The organism is Leptospira langatensis, from assembly GCF_004770615.1.
Classification (GTDB): Bacteria; Spirochaetota; Leptospiria; order Leptospirales; family Leptospiraceae; genus Leptospira_B; species Leptospira_B langatensis.
In genome coordinates this window covers 106,975-121,576 of record NZ_RQER01000010.1, presented here as the reverse complement: position 1 = coordinate 121,576, position 14,602 = coordinate 106,975, and the positions used below count along the sequence as shown (strand labels likewise).

At 45.4% G+C, this 14,602-nt stretch carries 13 protein-coding genes; 4 read left to right on the top strand and 9 right to left on the bottom strand.

All coding sequences use genetic code 11. The annotated features are described in order from the left end of the window. Window position 1: 1 nt before the first annotated feature. Window positions 2-2,332, bottom strand: a complete 2,331-nt coding sequence (locus tag EHO57_RS14855) for an adenylate/guanylate cyclase domain-containing protein (RefSeq protein WP_135645945.1) — start codon at window positions 2,330-2,332, stop codon at window positions 2-4. 164 nt (window positions 2,333-2,496) lie between these two features. On the opposite strand from EHO57_RS14855, the gene EHO57_RS14850 reads away from it, so the two are divergent. Genes EHO57_RS14850 through EHO57_RS14840 form a run of 3 tightly spaced genes read left to right on the top strand, consistent with a single transcriptional unit; the run spans window position 2,497 to window position 5,272 of the window. Continuing rightward, window positions 2,497-3,540, top strand: coding sequence for a mechanosensitive ion channel family protein (locus tag EHO57_RS14850; RefSeq protein ID WP_135645946.1), 1,044 nt, complete (start codon window positions 2,497-2,499; stop codon window positions 3,538-3,540). Between the two features lie 33 nt (window positions 3,541-3,573). Further along, a complete protein-coding gene (locus tag EHO57_RS14845; RefSeq protein ID WP_135645947.1) occupies window positions 3,574-4,428 on the top strand; it encodes an LA_0991 family prenyltransferase-like protein in 855 nt (284 codons plus the stop codon). Between the two features lie 40 nt (window positions 4,429-4,468). Continuing rightward, window positions 4,469-5,272 carry an SDR family oxidoreductase gene (locus EHO57_RS14840; RefSeq protein WP_135645948.1) on the top strand — a complete coding sequence of 268 codons (804 nt, stop codon included), beginning with the start codon at window positions 4,469-4,471 and terminating at the stop codon, window positions 5,270-5,272. Between the two features lie 256 nt (window positions 5,273-5,528). On the opposite strand, the gene EHO57_RS14835 is transcribed toward EHO57_RS14840, so the two are convergent. From EHO57_RS14835 to EHO57_RS14805, 7 genes are all read right to left on the bottom strand, one after another. After that, on the bottom strand, window positions 5,529-6,479 hold the full coding sequence (locus tag EHO57_RS14835; protein ID WP_135645949.1) for a class I SAM-dependent methyltransferase: 951 nt from the start codon (window positions 6,477-6,479) through the stop codon (window positions 5,529-5,531). 104 nt (window positions 6,480-6,583) lie between these two features. Beyond that, window positions 6,584-7,132, bottom strand: coding sequence for a C40 family peptidase (locus EHO57_RS14830; RefSeq protein ID WP_135645950.1), 549 nt, complete (start codon window positions 7,130-7,132; stop codon window positions 6,584-6,586). Window positions 7,133-7,180: 48 nt separating this feature from the next. Further along, window positions 7,181-8,119, bottom strand: a complete 939-nt coding sequence (locus EHO57_RS14825; RefSeq protein ID WP_135645951.1) for an alpha/beta fold hydrolase — start codon at window positions 8,117-8,119, stop codon at window positions 7,181-7,183. Between the two features lie 21 nt (window positions 8,120-8,140). Beyond that, the gene (locus EHO57_RS14820) at window positions 8,141-8,941 is read right to left on the bottom strand and encodes an SDR family NAD(P)-dependent oxidoreductase (protein WP_135645952.1); all 801 of its coding nucleotides are present in this window, start codon (window positions 8,939-8,941) and stop codon (window positions 8,141-8,143) included. Further along, window positions 8,938-9,786 carry a metal-dependent hydrolase gene (locus EHO57_RS14815; RefSeq protein ID WP_135645953.1) on the bottom strand — a complete coding sequence of 283 codons (849 nt, stop codon included), beginning with the start codon at window positions 9,784-9,786 and terminating at the stop codon, window positions 8,938-8,940. The genes EHO57_RS14820 and EHO57_RS14815 overlap by 4 nt, the downstream gene beginning before the upstream one ends. 36 nt (window positions 9,787-9,822) lie before the next feature. Continuing rightward, window positions 9,823-10,785, bottom strand: coding sequence for a M24 family metallopeptidase (locus EHO57_RS14810; protein WP_135645954.1), 963 nt, complete (start codon window positions 10,783-10,785; stop codon window positions 9,823-9,825). Window positions 10,786-10,860: 75 nt separating this feature from the next. Next, on the bottom strand, window positions 10,861-11,955 hold the full coding sequence (locus tag EHO57_RS14805; RefSeq protein WP_135645955.1) for an AraC family transcriptional regulator: 1,095 nt from the start codon (window positions 11,953-11,955) through the stop codon (window positions 10,861-10,863). A gap of 128 nt (window positions 11,956-12,083) precedes the next feature. On the opposite strand from EHO57_RS14805, the gene EHO57_RS14800 reads away from it, so the two are divergent. Beyond that, entirely contained in the window at window positions 12,084-13,367 is a 1,284-nt protein-coding gene (locus tag EHO57_RS14800; protein WP_167882289.1) for a citrate/2-methylcitrate synthase, read from the top strand. A gap of 207 nt (window positions 13,368-13,574) precedes the next feature. Here the strand turns inward: EHO57_RS14800 and EHO57_RS14795 are convergent, their stop codons facing one another. Continuing rightward, entirely contained in the window at window positions 13,575-14,561 is a 987-nt protein-coding gene (locus EHO57_RS14795; protein ID WP_135645956.1) for a cytochrome-c peroxidase, read from the bottom strand. Window positions 14,562-14,602: the final 41 nt, after the last annotated feature.

Here is a 14,602-nt window from a genome sequence, read left to right as displayed (position 1 = left end):
TCTAATGTGCGATCGATTTGGAAGGACCTTCCGGCTCGGCGATGCCGCAGATCCTGCGGACTTCTGCGAGACTTGCGGGACAATCCGGATCTTCTAACCAACCCAGGACTGCATACAATTGCTGCGGTTTTTCTTTTCCTCGGATCCATACGGGAGGAAGGGCTTCGAATCTATAATGATCTTTTACTTCTTCGTAAGATGTTTCAGAGATCAATATATCCGTCCCGAAATCCTTGGTGAGATATTCGATCCTGGATGCGAGATTGACCGCATCTCCGATCACTGTGAACTCCAGTTTCTTTTCGGACCCGATCTGTCCTACTACCACCGGTCCTGTATTGATCCCGCATCCGAATCTTGCTTGAGGCCTTCCTATCCCTTCTCCCACTCGATTAAATTCCAAGAGAGCGTTTCTCATAAGAAGTGCGGAGTTTACAGCATTCCTTGCATCATGCCCTCCCGAATAGAGAGCTCCCCAATGCGCCATGATCGCGTCTCCGATAAACTTGTCCACGATGCCTTCCGTTAGATAAATACATTCCACCATCTCGGTAAAGTAAGCATTCAAGAAGTCTACGACCTCGCTTGGTTTCAGCTTCTCGGACATTCCCGTAAAGTTCCGTAGATCGGAGAAGAATACGGTAACATCCTTTGTTACCCCGCCCAATGGCATGTCCCCAGCCAAGGCTCTCTCCGCAATTTCCTTGTTCACGAATTTACCGAAAGTATCCTTGATCTTCTCTCTTTCTTCCAACCCGCGGGCCATTTTTAAAAAGGAATTGGTAAGTACCCCTACCTCATCTCTAGTGACAGGTTTGATCCCAACCTTATAATTCCCTCTTTCCAATTGTCTAGTTGCGCTCAATAGATTGATCAAAGGAACGGTTAACGTTCTAGAGAATAGGAATACCACAAGGAATGCTACGCTCAAGACAGAGACTAAAATATAGAAATTCTGTCTTCTGATCTTATACACCGCTTCGAAAGCCTTATCCGCTTCGATGGAAGAAACCACTGCGAGATTTCCATCTTCTAATTGTTGGAAGGAACCTAAGGTTTCCTTTCCCTCGAACACGGAAGTTTGGGAGCCGTTGTCCGCAGGATTTCGTAATAAAAATTGTACGAGTGGATTCTTGGAATAATCCTTAGCCGAAAGTGTTTCGTTCTCATCCGTATGAGCGATCAGCCTTCCTTGGGAATCCACCACCCAGATCGCGAACAATTCCGTCTGCAAAGCGGACCGAGCCGCTTCCCAAAGATCCTGAGGTGAGATCAGAAAGAAGCCGAGTGTCTTATTCGTCTTGCTCGTTTCCGTAAACAAGACGACAGGAAAACCGAATTTAGAGCTGATATTCTTAAGCTGCAAGGACTCGAATTCGGAAGTGAAGAATTTCTCCTTCTCCTCTTTGGGAATAGAAGCCCAGGACTTTCGGATCTCTTCTTCGTCCTTTCTTACGTCTCGGATGAATCTAGGATTATAGAATACGAGAGAATTCCCTTTTTCGTATTTTCCCCAAGCGAGTATCTTCGGTTGCGATTGCAAATAAGAGGCGAGATACGCGGGCAGATTCGTCTTTTTTAGATCCGATCCTTCGGTTACGGCATCTCTGGACTTATCTATGAATTCGTCAGATCTAGAAGATAATTCTTTGATCCGGATCCCGACTTGCAATCCGGTGAGTCTTGCAAGGCTCAAGTTGTATTCTTGGATCAGGGATACGGAATAATTCCGGAACAAATTGGTAGCAAGACCGATCACCAGACCCATACTCACCACTACAATTGCGCTTACAATTGCGAGAAGTTTGACTCGGATCGTGATGGGAGACGCCTTGAAATCTTCCGCATGGTTTTTAGGAGGCTCTTGTTTCTGCTCCTGTCTTTTTCCGGAAGTGATATTCGGAGAGAATGGAACATAGGGCTTCGACCCTGGCTCTTCTTTTCGAAAGCTATCTTGCAATAATTTTAAAAGTGAAGTCTCTTCGTTCTCCGAATAGCAGAGCATTATGGAATTCGTATAAGAACTTAAGAATCTTTTTAGTTTTCTAGCCGGATCGAAAGAGGATCTGAACTTTGCCCCATCCATTGTGGAGAGATGGATCCTACTTTCTTTGAGACTTTTTACCAAATCCGTAAATGCGGACTCTGATTTCCATCCAGCTGCTTCGGATTTCGTTCCCCAAAAAATTACTTCTTGGATACCTCGAGTATGGATTTCCTCCAAAAGTGCTGTTGGATCTCCTACAAAAGGAGTAAGCCTCTTGGCGTAGACGGACATAGAGTTCGATAAAGGAACTTCTAAAATCTGATTCGGAGAAGGTTCCTCTTGCATGGGGATAGGAGTCTCCTGAATCAGCCTAGTTTGTCATTACAAAATCCATTTTTCGTCGAACGACGTGAGGAGTTCTTTTTCGGATCTTGCCCCGAGTTTGACACATAATTCCGGTCGCATCATTTTTTCTTTTCATCGAATTCCTAAATCTTAATATGGAGTCCATGAGCGAACTCAAATTGATCTTGGAATCCCATTGGATACTAGGACTAGCTTCCGTAATTTCCGGAATATTGCTGGGCTATCTCTTCGGCGGTTTCATCGTTCCTCGTCTTGCCAAATCTTTAACGAACGACACTCTGGACACGGAACATCCTCTGTATCTGGCTCTTCTTTCTTTCGTTAGGTTCTCATTTCTATTATTAGGTCTCTATACAGCTCTCAAAATAATCCGATTAGAACCGGAAACCAGAGGAACCTATTCTCTCTATCTGAAAGTATTTACCATCTTGATCTTTACTGTTTCCCTAGCGAGAGTGGGATCCGGAGCATTCACACTCTATTCCACAAAGACAGAAGGACTTCTTCCTTCGGCTTCCATTTTAAATAATATAGTGCGGATGTTGATCTTTGCTACGGGAGGATTGGTCGCTCTCCAAACCTTAGGCATCTCGGTTACTCCCGCATTGACCGCGTTAGGAGTAGGAGGCTTAGCATTCGCACTCGGATTACAGGAAACATTATCTAATCTATTCGCTGGTTTAGGAGTTCTATTAGGAAAGAAAGTCTCTGTCGGAGATTATATTTCCTTAGAGACCGGCGAAGAAGGTTTGGTGGAAGATATCAACTGGAGAACTACTTCCCTCAAGAAAGGAAATGGAAGCACGATCATCATTCCGAATGCGAAGATGTCCAAGACAACATACACGAATTTCAGTCTTCCGAATGAAGGCCTCTGGACAGTGATAGAATTCAGTGTGGATGCGGAAACGGAAACTTCCCAATTAGAAAAAGCAATCTTAGATTCTGCAAGACAGGCTGCCGAACAACTCTATCCTAAGAATGAATTCGGATCCCAGTCGAAACTCGTCTACAGATCCCTAGGACCGTTTAATATAGATTTGGCGGTCCAGATATCCATTCGAGATATAAAAGACTCCCAGCAAATCCGTTCCTTCTTCATAAAATCCTTGCACTCAAGATTCAGATCGGAGGGAATCGGTATCGTATCTCCGGAGACGTACAAAATAAGAGCGAAGGAAAGCTAATCTATTCCTCCTATTTTGTCGTAAAGTAAACGTATGCTCCATTTCTTCGAAAACAGGGTTTGGTTCTATATCCATGTTCTCAGTCTGGATATTTGCTTAGGAGTGCTTGGCTCAGGAGCCTTGGCCGTCTCGGTAACAGGCGCTCATATGAAGACAGCATGGTGGCTTCTTCTTCCTTTAAGTGTTTGGGTGATCTATACCTTGGATCATCTCCTGGATGGAAGAAAGGTGGGAGCAAACTCTGTGAATCCTCGTCACAAATTTCACTATGATCATTTTAGGATACTAAGCATTCTCTGCGGGATTGCGGGCGTCCTTTGTTTGGTCTTGGCCTTCTTGCTCTTAAGAGAGATCGTTCTACTCGGAGGAGTCATCTTATCCGCGTTAGCATTCTTGCATCTAGGTTTGGCCCGCTGGGGAAGGGTCCGCTTCGGAAAAGAATTCTCCGTAGCACTCATCTATACTCTAGGAGTTTGGTTCGGTCCTCTTTTGATCGTAGGGTTTCGCTCTTGGATCGTGCCCGTTCTACTTCTACTATTCTTCTTAGGGACCATATTGAACCTGATCATGAACTCACTTATGGAAGCAGACTTAGACGCAAAAGAAGGTCAAGTCTACTTGCTCGGAGCACTTTCTCCCAAGCTTGCGAAGGAATGGGTATTGCGATTGTCCTTGCTCGGATTCTTGGTCGCAATAGTATTGGCCGCCGGAATGCGAAAACTTGCGCCGGGAGGATCGGCCGCCTCTGCACTGGTGGTCGCCTTACTTTGCGCAGTCCCGGGCTGGATATTACGTTACGCGGATAACTTCCAAGATTCCTCCAAATATAGGATCTTGGGCGAGGGAGTTTTTATCTTGGGCTTGATCCCTTGGCTCCTAAACCAGTAAGCCTGGGCAACATGATTCGATTCCGATATTGGAGACTGACATGACAGATTTTTTTAAAGACAAAGTAGTTTGGATCACTGGAGCTTCTTCCGGAATAGGAGAATGTTTGGTCAAGGAAGCGGCAAGAAGAGGAGCTAAATTGGTGCTTTCTTCCAGAAGGGAAAAGGAATTAAAGCGTGTCAGAAAAGACTACGGTCTAACCGATTCAAACAGCATGATCCTTCCCTTGGACCTACAAGATTATAAGAAATTAGGAAAGGTCCCGGCCCAAGTCATCAAGAAGTTCGGGACGATAGATGTACTGATCAATAACGGCGGGATCAGCCAAAGGTCTCTTGCGCATGAAACTTCATTAGAAACTTATGAAACTCTAATGAAGGTGAACTATTTCGGGAATATAGCGCTTACATTAGCAGTTCTTCCTTATATGAGAAAACAGAAGAAGGGTTGGATCTCCTCCATCGCCAGCGTAGCAGGACTAATCGGAGTTCCGTTAAGGACCGGATACTCTTCTACAAAATTCGCTCTTACCGGTTTCTTCGAAGCATTGCGTGCCGAGAACCATAAGGAAAACATTAAGGTTACCTTAGTGTATCCTGGCTTCGTTCGCACGAACATTTCCAATAACGCTCTGAAAGGAGATGGAACTCCTCAGAAGAAGATGGACAAAGTGATCGAGAACGGTATAGATCCGGACGAATGCGCTCGTAAGATCTTGGATGCGATCGCCGCGGAAGATCTGAGTGTGATCATTGCCGGTGGAAAGGAAAAATTCGGATTATTTCTCAGACACTATTTCCCACGTTTCTTCGCCAAGTTTTTAGCCAAGACTTCGGTGACCTGAGGTTGATCCCCACCCTTTTTTGCGCCCCTTAGGAAGCAAAAAACCCGCAGGGTTCTGAGATAGTCGAAGCAAAATTTCTAACAGCAAGGAAGTTTTGGAATGCAGATTCCGTTTGGAATTCGTGGGGAACGTGATCCCCACCCTCATTGGGTGGGGGCCGGTGCGGTGGTGTACTTCCCTGCCTAACACAAATTCTGAATCCCCGCAATCCTTATTTTCGCCGAGGCTTTCTGTGGGAACTCTTAGAGAACGATCTCTATTTCCTCATCTTCCAGACGGAACGGATCTTCTCGCTCCTAAAATCTTCTGGATGAGTTTGCTTGGTAAGATCTATTATATCTTCCCAGAGTAATTCGGCCGGATCTATTTTAAATTTCCTGAAATTAGTAGAAAAGAATAAGACGGCCCCAGGTTCCGAAAAATCCTTAAAGATGGAATTGAGCAAGAAAGGATAATCTCTCTGCACATCGAAAATATCTCTCATCTTCTTGCTATTCGAGAATGTAGGAGGATCCACCATAATCAGATCGTATTTGGTCCGATCCGGATTGGTCCTTTCTCTCTTGAGCCATTCCCCTATATCTTCTCTCAGGAATTCATGGTCATCCGGATCGAATCCGTTCAATCGAAAATTCTCCTCGGACCAATCCAAATATTTCTGGGAAAGATCTACGCTTGTTACCTTTTTGGCGCCACCTGAGGCGGCATATACGGAGAAGGAACCTGTATACGAATATAGATTTAAGACCTTCTTTCCAGCGGCTTCCTTTCTGAAAAGATCCCTCGTGGTCCTATGATCCAGAAAAAGACCTGTATCCAAGTAGTCGCTCAGATTCACCTGGAAAGTCAGCCCGCCTTCTTTTACCTGAATAAAGAACTCTTCGCTGCCCAGCTTTTCGTATTGTTGATTTCCTTTCTTAGGCTCTCTTCTCTTCCAAAATAGCTTTTCTGGGGGAAGTTGCAGTATTTCTAATATGGAATTTCGGACCGCGACTCTTTCTTCTTCTCTTTCCTCTTCGGATAATGGATAAGAGTTTAGGTATTCGGAGACCTGGCAATAGTCCTCGTATAGATCTATGGAAATCGGGACCTGGGGAATGTCCCTATCATAGATGCGAAAGCAGGTGATCCCTCTTCTTCTCGCCCATTTTTTCCAATGCTTGCTCATTCGAGCCAAACGATTGGAAAACATTTCAAGATGCTTCATTTATCCCATTCTCTCAGATCTGGAGCATTGGTGTTCAAGAGGCCCTCGATTTCATCTCCGATCATTTCGGGACGATAGAGAAGAATGTCAATCTTTAAGAAGTCTTATAATCTGCCGGCTGACGCGAAGCGGGTCTTATAGTACGGCTCGTCCAGGGAGTTAACGGTAACGCCCCTGACCACTGAAGCATGCACGAATTTTCTATCCTTGAGATAGATCCCCACGTGGCTGATCTTCTCCCCATAGATATTGAAGAAAACAAGATCCCCTTCCTGTAGATTGGATTCTGAGATCTTCTTCGTTTGCTTGGCGATGCTCTCCGAAGAACCGGAGACATTCTTAGAGTAAGCTTTCTGCAATAACTTGGAAGTCAAAGTGGAGCAGTCTATCCCCGACTCGTCTTTTCCGTTATCCTTATGAGGGGTCCCATACCAATAATACACTCCCCTGAAAAGTTCTTCGTTATCTGAGGAGCTAATTTCGAGATCCCATTTCTCCGCAAAAAATCTTTGGAGCTCTTTGGGAGAAGGATGATTGGATTGTTCTGCGACCAAAACTAAGGCAAAGAACGGAAGGGCTAGGAATATAAGCCCTTTCGTCTTCACACTGACAAATTCTAAAATCTGGATCAGTCTTAACTTGATCGCGGACATGCGAGTAAGACCTGCTTTGTCCGGATCGGTTTCCTAATTCTTAAAAAATCAGCCGATTTCCCAAACGAATTCTCTGATCCTTTCGCTCACCGTATCCGGCATGGTCCTTTGGATCCAGTGATTGCTATCATAAGAATACTCTTTATATGAATCGCAGATCCTTTCATGCAATTTATATAACTCCGGTCGGATCGCAAAATCTTTTAGAGGGATCAGAACTTGTACAGGAGGCTTGATATGTTTCGGCTCCGGATACTTCTCTCCTCTCAGCAATTCTCTGTACAAATTGATCGTATGAGTAGAAGAGTCTATGATCTCGGACTTGGTCTTATTCCTCAGAACATCTCCCTTAGGAACCCCTCCTATATTCATGGTGAATTTCCAGAAGAATTTTGCAAAGGTTCTCCAGATCCATTCCGGAAGAAAAGGAATTTGGAAATATAGAATATACCAGGACCTTCTCAACTGAGAGAGAGCCTTGAAAAGAGAGATCGGATTCCCGGAAAGAGCCAATTGAAATGCACTGGACCTTCCCAAAATAGGATGAGGTCCACCCATTGCAGTATACGATTTTGCCCAAACGGATTTCTGCTCATCTGCAACAAACGCCCAGCTAATAAGGGCGCCCCAATCGTGAGCGACGATATGCACCGGTTTGTCGTTCCCAATGAAACGGATCACCTGCACCAAATCCTCAAAAATGCGCCTAACGTTATACGCCTTTTGTTGAGAAGGCTTACTGGATTTACCAGTCCCTCGTAGATCCAAGGCAGCCACATTGTAATCTTCTTTCAAGGACTCCAACTGATAGGACCAGATCCTATGATCGTCCGGATATCCGTGAACGAAAAGCACAGTAGGTCGATTCGGTCTTTCCTTAGCAGTATGATTGTATTTAACATACAAGGAAATATCCCCGTTAGCCACGAAGGTTTCCTTGAAGTTTTCCGTCTTAGTCTTGGTTTCTTCCGCTTGGGTCGTAGTCATATTTTTCGCCTCCTTTAGTGATCAGGAAAAGCTTTGGGCTAGCCTTTCCATTCCTCTTAAGAATCCCGGAGAGAGTCTGGTCAGGAACCGAAGCATCTTCGCAGTGAATCCGGGGAATACGTGCATCTTTCTCTTTTCCATTCCCCTTACGATCGCACGCACTACCATCTGAGGAGTGTCTAGGATCGCAGAAGGGACCACCTTCTGTTTATCCGTTCCGAATTGTTCCGATTTCAGGATATTCGTATCTGCAAAGAAAGGATATACGTTAGTCGTATATACGCCATGCTTTCTGTATCCGGAATCCAAGGCCTCACCCAGGGCTCTGATCCCGAATTTAGAAACGGAATAATATACAAGTTCGCCCGGAGCAGTGATCCCCGCGCAAGAAGATAGATTTACGATCTGGCCGTGCTTTCTTTCCAGCATACCAGGAAGGAACAAACGGCTTAAATAGATCGGAGCGTATAAGTTCACATCCAAGATCAACTTCCATTTTTCGGAAGGGACATCCAACAATCTTCCCATGAACGCAAGGCCTGCGTTATTCACCAAGATGTCCACATTAGGATTGATCTTAGTAGCTTCTTGGAACGCCTTATTGCAACCAGCTTCATTGCTTAGATCGGCAGCGAAAGATCCTAAGATCTTTCCGGTTACAGGCTTGGATTCACCCAAGTAGAATTCCGGCTTGGTTTCCGGAGCCTTCATATCCGTGAGGATGAGATTCGCTCCCTTCTTCAAGAGTTGTTTGGTTAATTCTTTCCCAAAACCACCGCTCGCTCCGGTGATCAAAATGTTTTTCCCGCTTAGTCTGCTCATGCAATTTCCTTATATCTATGCTCAGGCGATCCGAATATCGCTCGGCTCAATTCCAGATTATCTTCTTGTTCCGGATGAAAACCGGGACGGAAGTATCGGAAGAAGGCGCCTAGCGCATGAAAGAAGACCTTTTCGTCTATGAATATAAAACGGAAAGCGTCTTTTCTAGTTTTCCATTTAAAAGTCAGACCTTCTTGCCAGAGAAGTATCTCCGCTCCTATGAATGTAGCGGCCCAGAAAACTACAGTAACACCTAAGAACGCGATCATTCTTCTGAAATAATTCCCGCTAATATCCAAGAACACGTCGTATGCTGCGGACTTATGCTCGATCTCTTCGGCGGCATGCCATTCCCAAAGACGCTTCATTTCAGATTCGGCCTTATCCAATGCACGGATCTGTAGACCGATAGTAGCCACGAGAGAAGTATAATGCTCCGCTCCGGCCGTGATCGCCAAACACATCTTAGCGGAGGAGAATCTCTCTACAAAATTCAAAAAGAATGAATTCACGAAATCTGTGAACGCTTTGATCTTAAAGCCTTGGTTTTCCAGGATCTGCCAGGTCTTCTTATGCTCGCTTGCGTGTTGCGCTTCCTGGCCCATGAACGCCTTAGCGTTCCGTAAAACCCTAGGATCCTTGATATAAGGTAGGAATTTTTGGATGCTCCTGATAAAGAATCTTTCCCCGTCCGGAAAGAAAAGAGTCCATGTATTCAATACATGTGTCTTATATGCGGAATTGTCCATCCAATGCTTACTGGTGCCCTCTTCCGTGAATTCGAATTTTGGTTTTCGCACCGGATAAAAATGAAAATCCTTATCCTGTAAAATCTCGCTCTTCATCTCTTAACCTTTCAATTTTTATAATATACTCTTTGATCAGGCTGGGACTTTTATTTTTGAAGATCTAGAGTTAGCCTTCTTCGGCTTTTTCTTTTCCTTGCTCTTCTCTTTCCAAAGATTGACATGAGGAAGATCCTCATCCAACCAGTACGCGGTGGATTCGGTAACTACTAGGATCTCTTCCCATTTCGCTCCGAAGGATTTGAATTCATTCGGTCCGGAGTAGATCTTTCCAATATGAGGTTCTACTGCCCAAAGTCCAGGCTCCGCTCTGAAATCGGAAGCTTCGCTCCAGAAAGGAGAATGTCCCGAGACTCCTGGAACCATGTCTCTTATCATTTGTGGAAGTAAGTAAGCGAAGGTTTGGAAAGGGAATCCGTTGATCCTTCCCCCAGGAAAATTATACGCAGGGAGTCTTCCCACTTTGTGACCTAGAACTCCTTGCGGATAGATCGCATGGCAGTTCACATAACCGGAAGCACGGATACGAGCATCCACTTCTAAATAGATCTCGGATAAGGTCCTCTCCTCTAAGACCCTTCGAAGGATCAACTCTCTGTATTCTTCTAAGTGAAGAAGAGCCTTGTCGTGTTCCGAATTCTCTCCATAAGAGAACGCATAACCCACGTCAGCCGCTCTTCCTGCGAATGTAGGAGCTACGTCTAGAATAACTGCCATTCCTTCTTCTAATCTGCGATTGGATGGTTGGAATTTTCCTCCGAAATGAGGAAGGATCCCTTCTCCTTTTCTCAAATAATTCAAGGAAAGAGGACGCTTGAATCCGTGAAATGCGGTCCTGTCCCCAAACCAAGCAAAACCATAATGAAAGAAGGAAGAACCGCCGGCCCCCAAGATGTATTCGTCGATCTTCTTTGCGGCCTGTTTCTCAGTGATCCCGGGATAGAGTTCTTTACGCACCGCTTCTACCGCTTCGTACGCAAGTGCCTGTACTTTCTTATAGGAGTCTAGTTCTTCTCTCGAGTAGGTTTCCACAGACATGGTCTTCTCCGCAAACCCGCAAAATCACGGGGAAGGTTTTATCCTAACAGATATGCGAAAACCGATCGTCCGAACTTATAGTTTGCTACCCTTTTTTCTCCATTCTAAGGGAGTCATGCCTGTGATTTTCAGGAATTGGGCGTTGAATGTGGACTTAGTATTGAAACCGACATCGTAGGCGATGGATAGGACCGTTCTTTCCAAGTCCTCGAGTAACAATGTCTTTGCCTCTTCTACCCGATACGAATTCAGGAACTCGTTGAAATTCTTTCCGTATGTCTCGTTCAGGATCCTAGAAAGTTGGTGAGGAGAGATGAGAAGTTTCTCTGCTAGATCCTGGATCTTCAGGGCTTCTTCTCTATAGATCTTATCCACTTCGATCAATTCCTTGATGCGAGAATGTACTCCGTCCAGATCGAGCCCGTGGATCTGGGTCTTCTCGTATCTTTTCTGGCGGATCTCCGATTTTAAGGATATGAAAAAGTTAGGATGGCGGGCCGTGAATAAGAAGACTAGAACGATCCCCAAAGTCTGAAAGGAAGAACCGGCTGCGAGTAGGAACTGGTTCTTCAGAAAATACCCGAACCAACAGAGTTGGATGGTAGCAAATACTACGAACAGAATGGTGTACACCAGAGAAGAAAGAGGGATCTCCGTCTCCTTAGAGATCTTCCGAAAGAAAAGCCAGATCCCGACCGAGTACACAGTCTGGTGAATAGAACCTAAAATAGTGACCCCGGTCAGAACATCCACTTTGGAACCGCTCATCGCATTTCGAATGTACTCTCTCAGAGTCTCGCTGGGAAGAATGAGATACGAAACCGTCTCTCCTAAAAGTAGGATGGCTGCCGGAAGATAATGTATTCGGATCTCGATCTCCCGATCCAGAGCAAATTGTACCATATTTCTGGAGACAAGAAGAAGGGTCGGCCCCACTGCCCAGACCGCAGGGAAGAAAACCGGCCAAGCCCAGATGTATTCCGCCGACCCGGGAACTAAACTCAAGCCCAATCGGCTCTCTACCAAGGCAAGAATGACCGCTAAGAAAAAAATCCCTCCAGGTAAAACGCTCTCTCTCTTCTTTGCCAGCTCCATAGCCGCAAGAAGAAGGCAGAGTGCGGTCCCAAATTGGATCCAAAAATGAAGTAAGAATGTGGGAAGAAGCTGCAAGAAGGAATTCCCTAAAACTGCAGGAAAGAAAAACCTCGGAGCCGAGTTTTGTCCAGTCGAAAGGGAAAATTCATCAGATCCTCGGAAGGAAGGTTGACTCTTCCGCCCTTCCTCGGTTTCCTAACGGTATGAGTGACTTCGTGGAATTGAAAGTTGGGGACCAGGTCCACCGCCTTCCCTTGATTACCGGAACCGACGGCAAGAAAGGCATCGATATCAGAGAACTACATAATAAGACGGGACTTATATCGTACGATCCCGGATTCTTCAATACGGCGTATGCCCAGAGTAAAATTTCCCGCAGAGATTCTATGACAGGAGATCTGCATTATAGAGGCTACGACGTAGCCGAGCTAGTGCACTATTCTTCCTTCGTAGAAACCAGTTATCTTCTGATCTACGGCGAGCTCCCTACGGAGAAGCAGCTCAAAGAATTCTCCATGAAGCTTTCCAAGCATAGCTTGATCCATGAGGACATGATCAATCTGTTCGACGGGTTTCCAGGAAAGGCCCACCCTCTTGCGGTATTATCCGTAATGGTTTCTTCTCTCTCCAGCTATTACCAAGACGAGTACGAAGAGTATTTGGATAGAGGGATCGACCAAGCGGCCAGGCTTCTAGCAAAGATCCGCACGATCTCCGCATTCTCTTACAAAAAGATGATAGGTCAGCCTTTCGTGTATCCTTTGGATCGCCATCCATACTGTACGAACTTCTTATACATGCTCTTCTCCCTTCCTTCCTTGAAATACCAACCTACGGAAGATCATGATCGTATCCTGAACCAGCTCTGGATTCTGTATGCAGATCATGAACAGAACGTTTCCAATACGACGGTTCAACTCATCGGTTCGACCCAAGCAAATATATTCGCTTCCGTATCTTCTGCGATCAATGCTCTTTGGGGTTCCAGAGAAGGTGGGAGACAGGTCGCAGCTGTGGAATTGATCGAGGACATTATCAAGTCCAAGCTAAGCGTTCCCGAATTCTTCGAAAGAATGAAGAAGGGTGAGCTTGCCTACCAATCTACTTGCTTTGGCCACGACGCATACAAGGTAAAAAGCAAACGCTCCACGATCGCACAAAAACTTTTCGTAGACTTCTACAAGCAGAAGAAGTTAGATCCGATCGCAGAGATCGCCCTACAAGTGGACGAGTACGTGAGCAAAGACTCCTTCTATCTGGAAAAGAACCTATATCCGAACCTGGAGTTCTATAGCGCCATCCTATTCCATAGTTTAGGAATTCCTAAAGAACTATTCACGGCTATGCAAGCCATCGGAAAACTTCCAGGCTGGTTAGCTCACTGGAGAGAGCAAAGATTGACTGTGGACTCTTCTCACAAGGTACGTCCTAGACAGATCTATACCGGAGAAACTTCTAGAAAGTACAAGCAGATCCTAGAAAGATGATCTAAGTCCGAAAGGGTTTGGGAGGAGGTTCTCCTTCCCGCGTGCTCCTTCCTATTTACTTCGATCCAGCGCGGAGGATTTCCAAAAGAAGTCGCCGCGCTTTTTCTTTTTAGGGACCGAATGCACTTGGGCAAAAAAAAACCGATCCCTCTCGGAACCGGCCTGAATAGGTTTCAATTCTGTAAGTTCGTGTTGATACGATCTATATCAATTAGACCGATTTTTATCGGATAAAGCCTTCAAGAAAGATACTATTGAACCTACCTCTTCTGCGGAAAGCTCTTTTCCAAGCTGTAAATGGGCCATTTTTTTCACAGCATCCTCTAAAGTAGACACTTTTCCATCATGGAAATAAGGCCCAGTCAGAGCTACGTTACGGAGAGAAGGCACCTTAAAGAAGAAAAGATCCGCGTTATTCTTGGTAACGGCAAACCGACCCTTGTCTTGTGTATTCTCGTGAGGATGGACTTGCCCCAATTTCCGGAAGCTATTTCCGCCCAAAAGAGGCCCATTGTGGCACTGGATGCATCCTGTATTAATAAATGTTTCCAGACCTTTTTGTTCTTCCGAGGTAAGCGCTCTATAATTTCCGGCTTGGAACTCATCGAAACGGTCCTTGGTAATTAAGGTTCTTTCGAACGCAGCAATCGCTTCTGCAATATTGTCATAGGAGATCTTCTTTTCGTCTGCAGGGAAAGCCTTTGCAAATGCCTCCGTATATTCCGGGATCGCGGAAAGCTTCTTCTCCACTTCCACTTCGGAAGGCATGCCCATCTCGATCGGATTGAGGATCGGTCCTTTTGCCTGAGCCTTTAGATCCGCCGCTCTTCCGTCCCAAAACTGAACGAAATGAAATCCGGCATTCAAAGAGGTAGGAGAATTCCTGTCCCCATTCTTGCCCAATGCACCGGGAGAAGTAGATAGATTGTCCACTCCGGCGGACTTTCCTTGGATCCCATGGCAGGAACTACAAGACTGGGAGTCGTTGATAGAAAGACGTTTTTCGAAGTACAGCTTCTCTCCTAAAGCAATTCGCTCGGGAGTATCTTTTTCAGAACCTGGCATCTTAGCAGGAAGAACACCGAAGGTTCTTTTTGCATCTTCCATAAGCTGTTTTGTCTTCTCGGAGGGGCCGCAAGCCACCAATAGAGCCAAGAAAACCAAACCTAAGGGGAATAATCGTTTTGGATTCATTGTTATCACCACAGATTAGAATGATTCTAATTCTGTGAAGG

Excerpts from the sequence above, each read along its gene's own strand:
- EHO57_RS14855 (WP_135645945.1), bottom strand. The coding sequence starts at position 2,332 with ATGCAAGAGGAACCTTCTCCGAATCAGATTTTAGAAGTTCCTTTATCG.
- EHO57_RS14850 (WP_135645946.1), top strand. The coding sequence starts at position 2,497 with ATGAGCGAACTCAAATTGATCTTGGAATCCCATTGGATACTAGGACTA.
- EHO57_RS14845 (WP_135645947.1), top strand. The coding sequence starts at position 3,574 with ATGCTCCATTTCTTCGAAAACAGGGTTTGGTTCTATATCCATGTTCTC.
- EHO57_RS14840 (WP_135645948.1), top strand. The coding sequence starts at position 4,469 with ATGACAGATTTTTTTAAAGACAAAGTAGTTTGGATCACTGGAGCTTCT.
- EHO57_RS14835 (WP_135645949.1), bottom strand. The coding sequence starts at position 6,479 with ATGAAGCATCTTGAAATGTTTTCCAATCGTTTGGCTCGAATGAGCAAG.
- EHO57_RS14830 (WP_135645950.1), bottom strand. The coding sequence starts at position 7,132 with ATGTCCGCGATCAAGTTAAGACTGATCCAGATTTTAGAATTTGTCAGT.
- EHO57_RS14825 (WP_135645951.1), bottom strand. The coding sequence starts at position 8,119 with ATGACTACGACCCAAGCGGAAGAAACCAAGACTAAGACGGAAAACTTC.
- EHO57_RS14820 (WP_135645952.1), bottom strand. The coding sequence starts at position 8,941 with ATGAGCAGACTAAGCGGGAAAAACATTTTGATCACCGGAGCGAGCGGT.
- EHO57_RS14815 (WP_135645953.1), bottom strand. The coding sequence starts at position 9,786 with ATGAAGAGCGAGATTTTACAGGATAAGGATTTTCATTTTTATCCGGTG.
- EHO57_RS14810 (WP_135645954.1), bottom strand. The coding sequence starts at position 10,785 with ATGTCTGTGGAAACCTACTCGAGAGAAGAACTAGACTCCTATAAGAAA.
- EHO57_RS14800 (WP_167882289.1), top strand. The coding sequence starts at position 12,084 with ATGAGTGACTTCGTGGAATTGAAAGTTGGGGACCAGGTCCACCGCCTT.
- EHO57_RS14795 (WP_135645956.1), bottom strand. The coding sequence starts at position 14,561 with ATGAATCCAAAACGATTATTCCCCTTAGGTTTGGTTTTCTTGGCTCTA.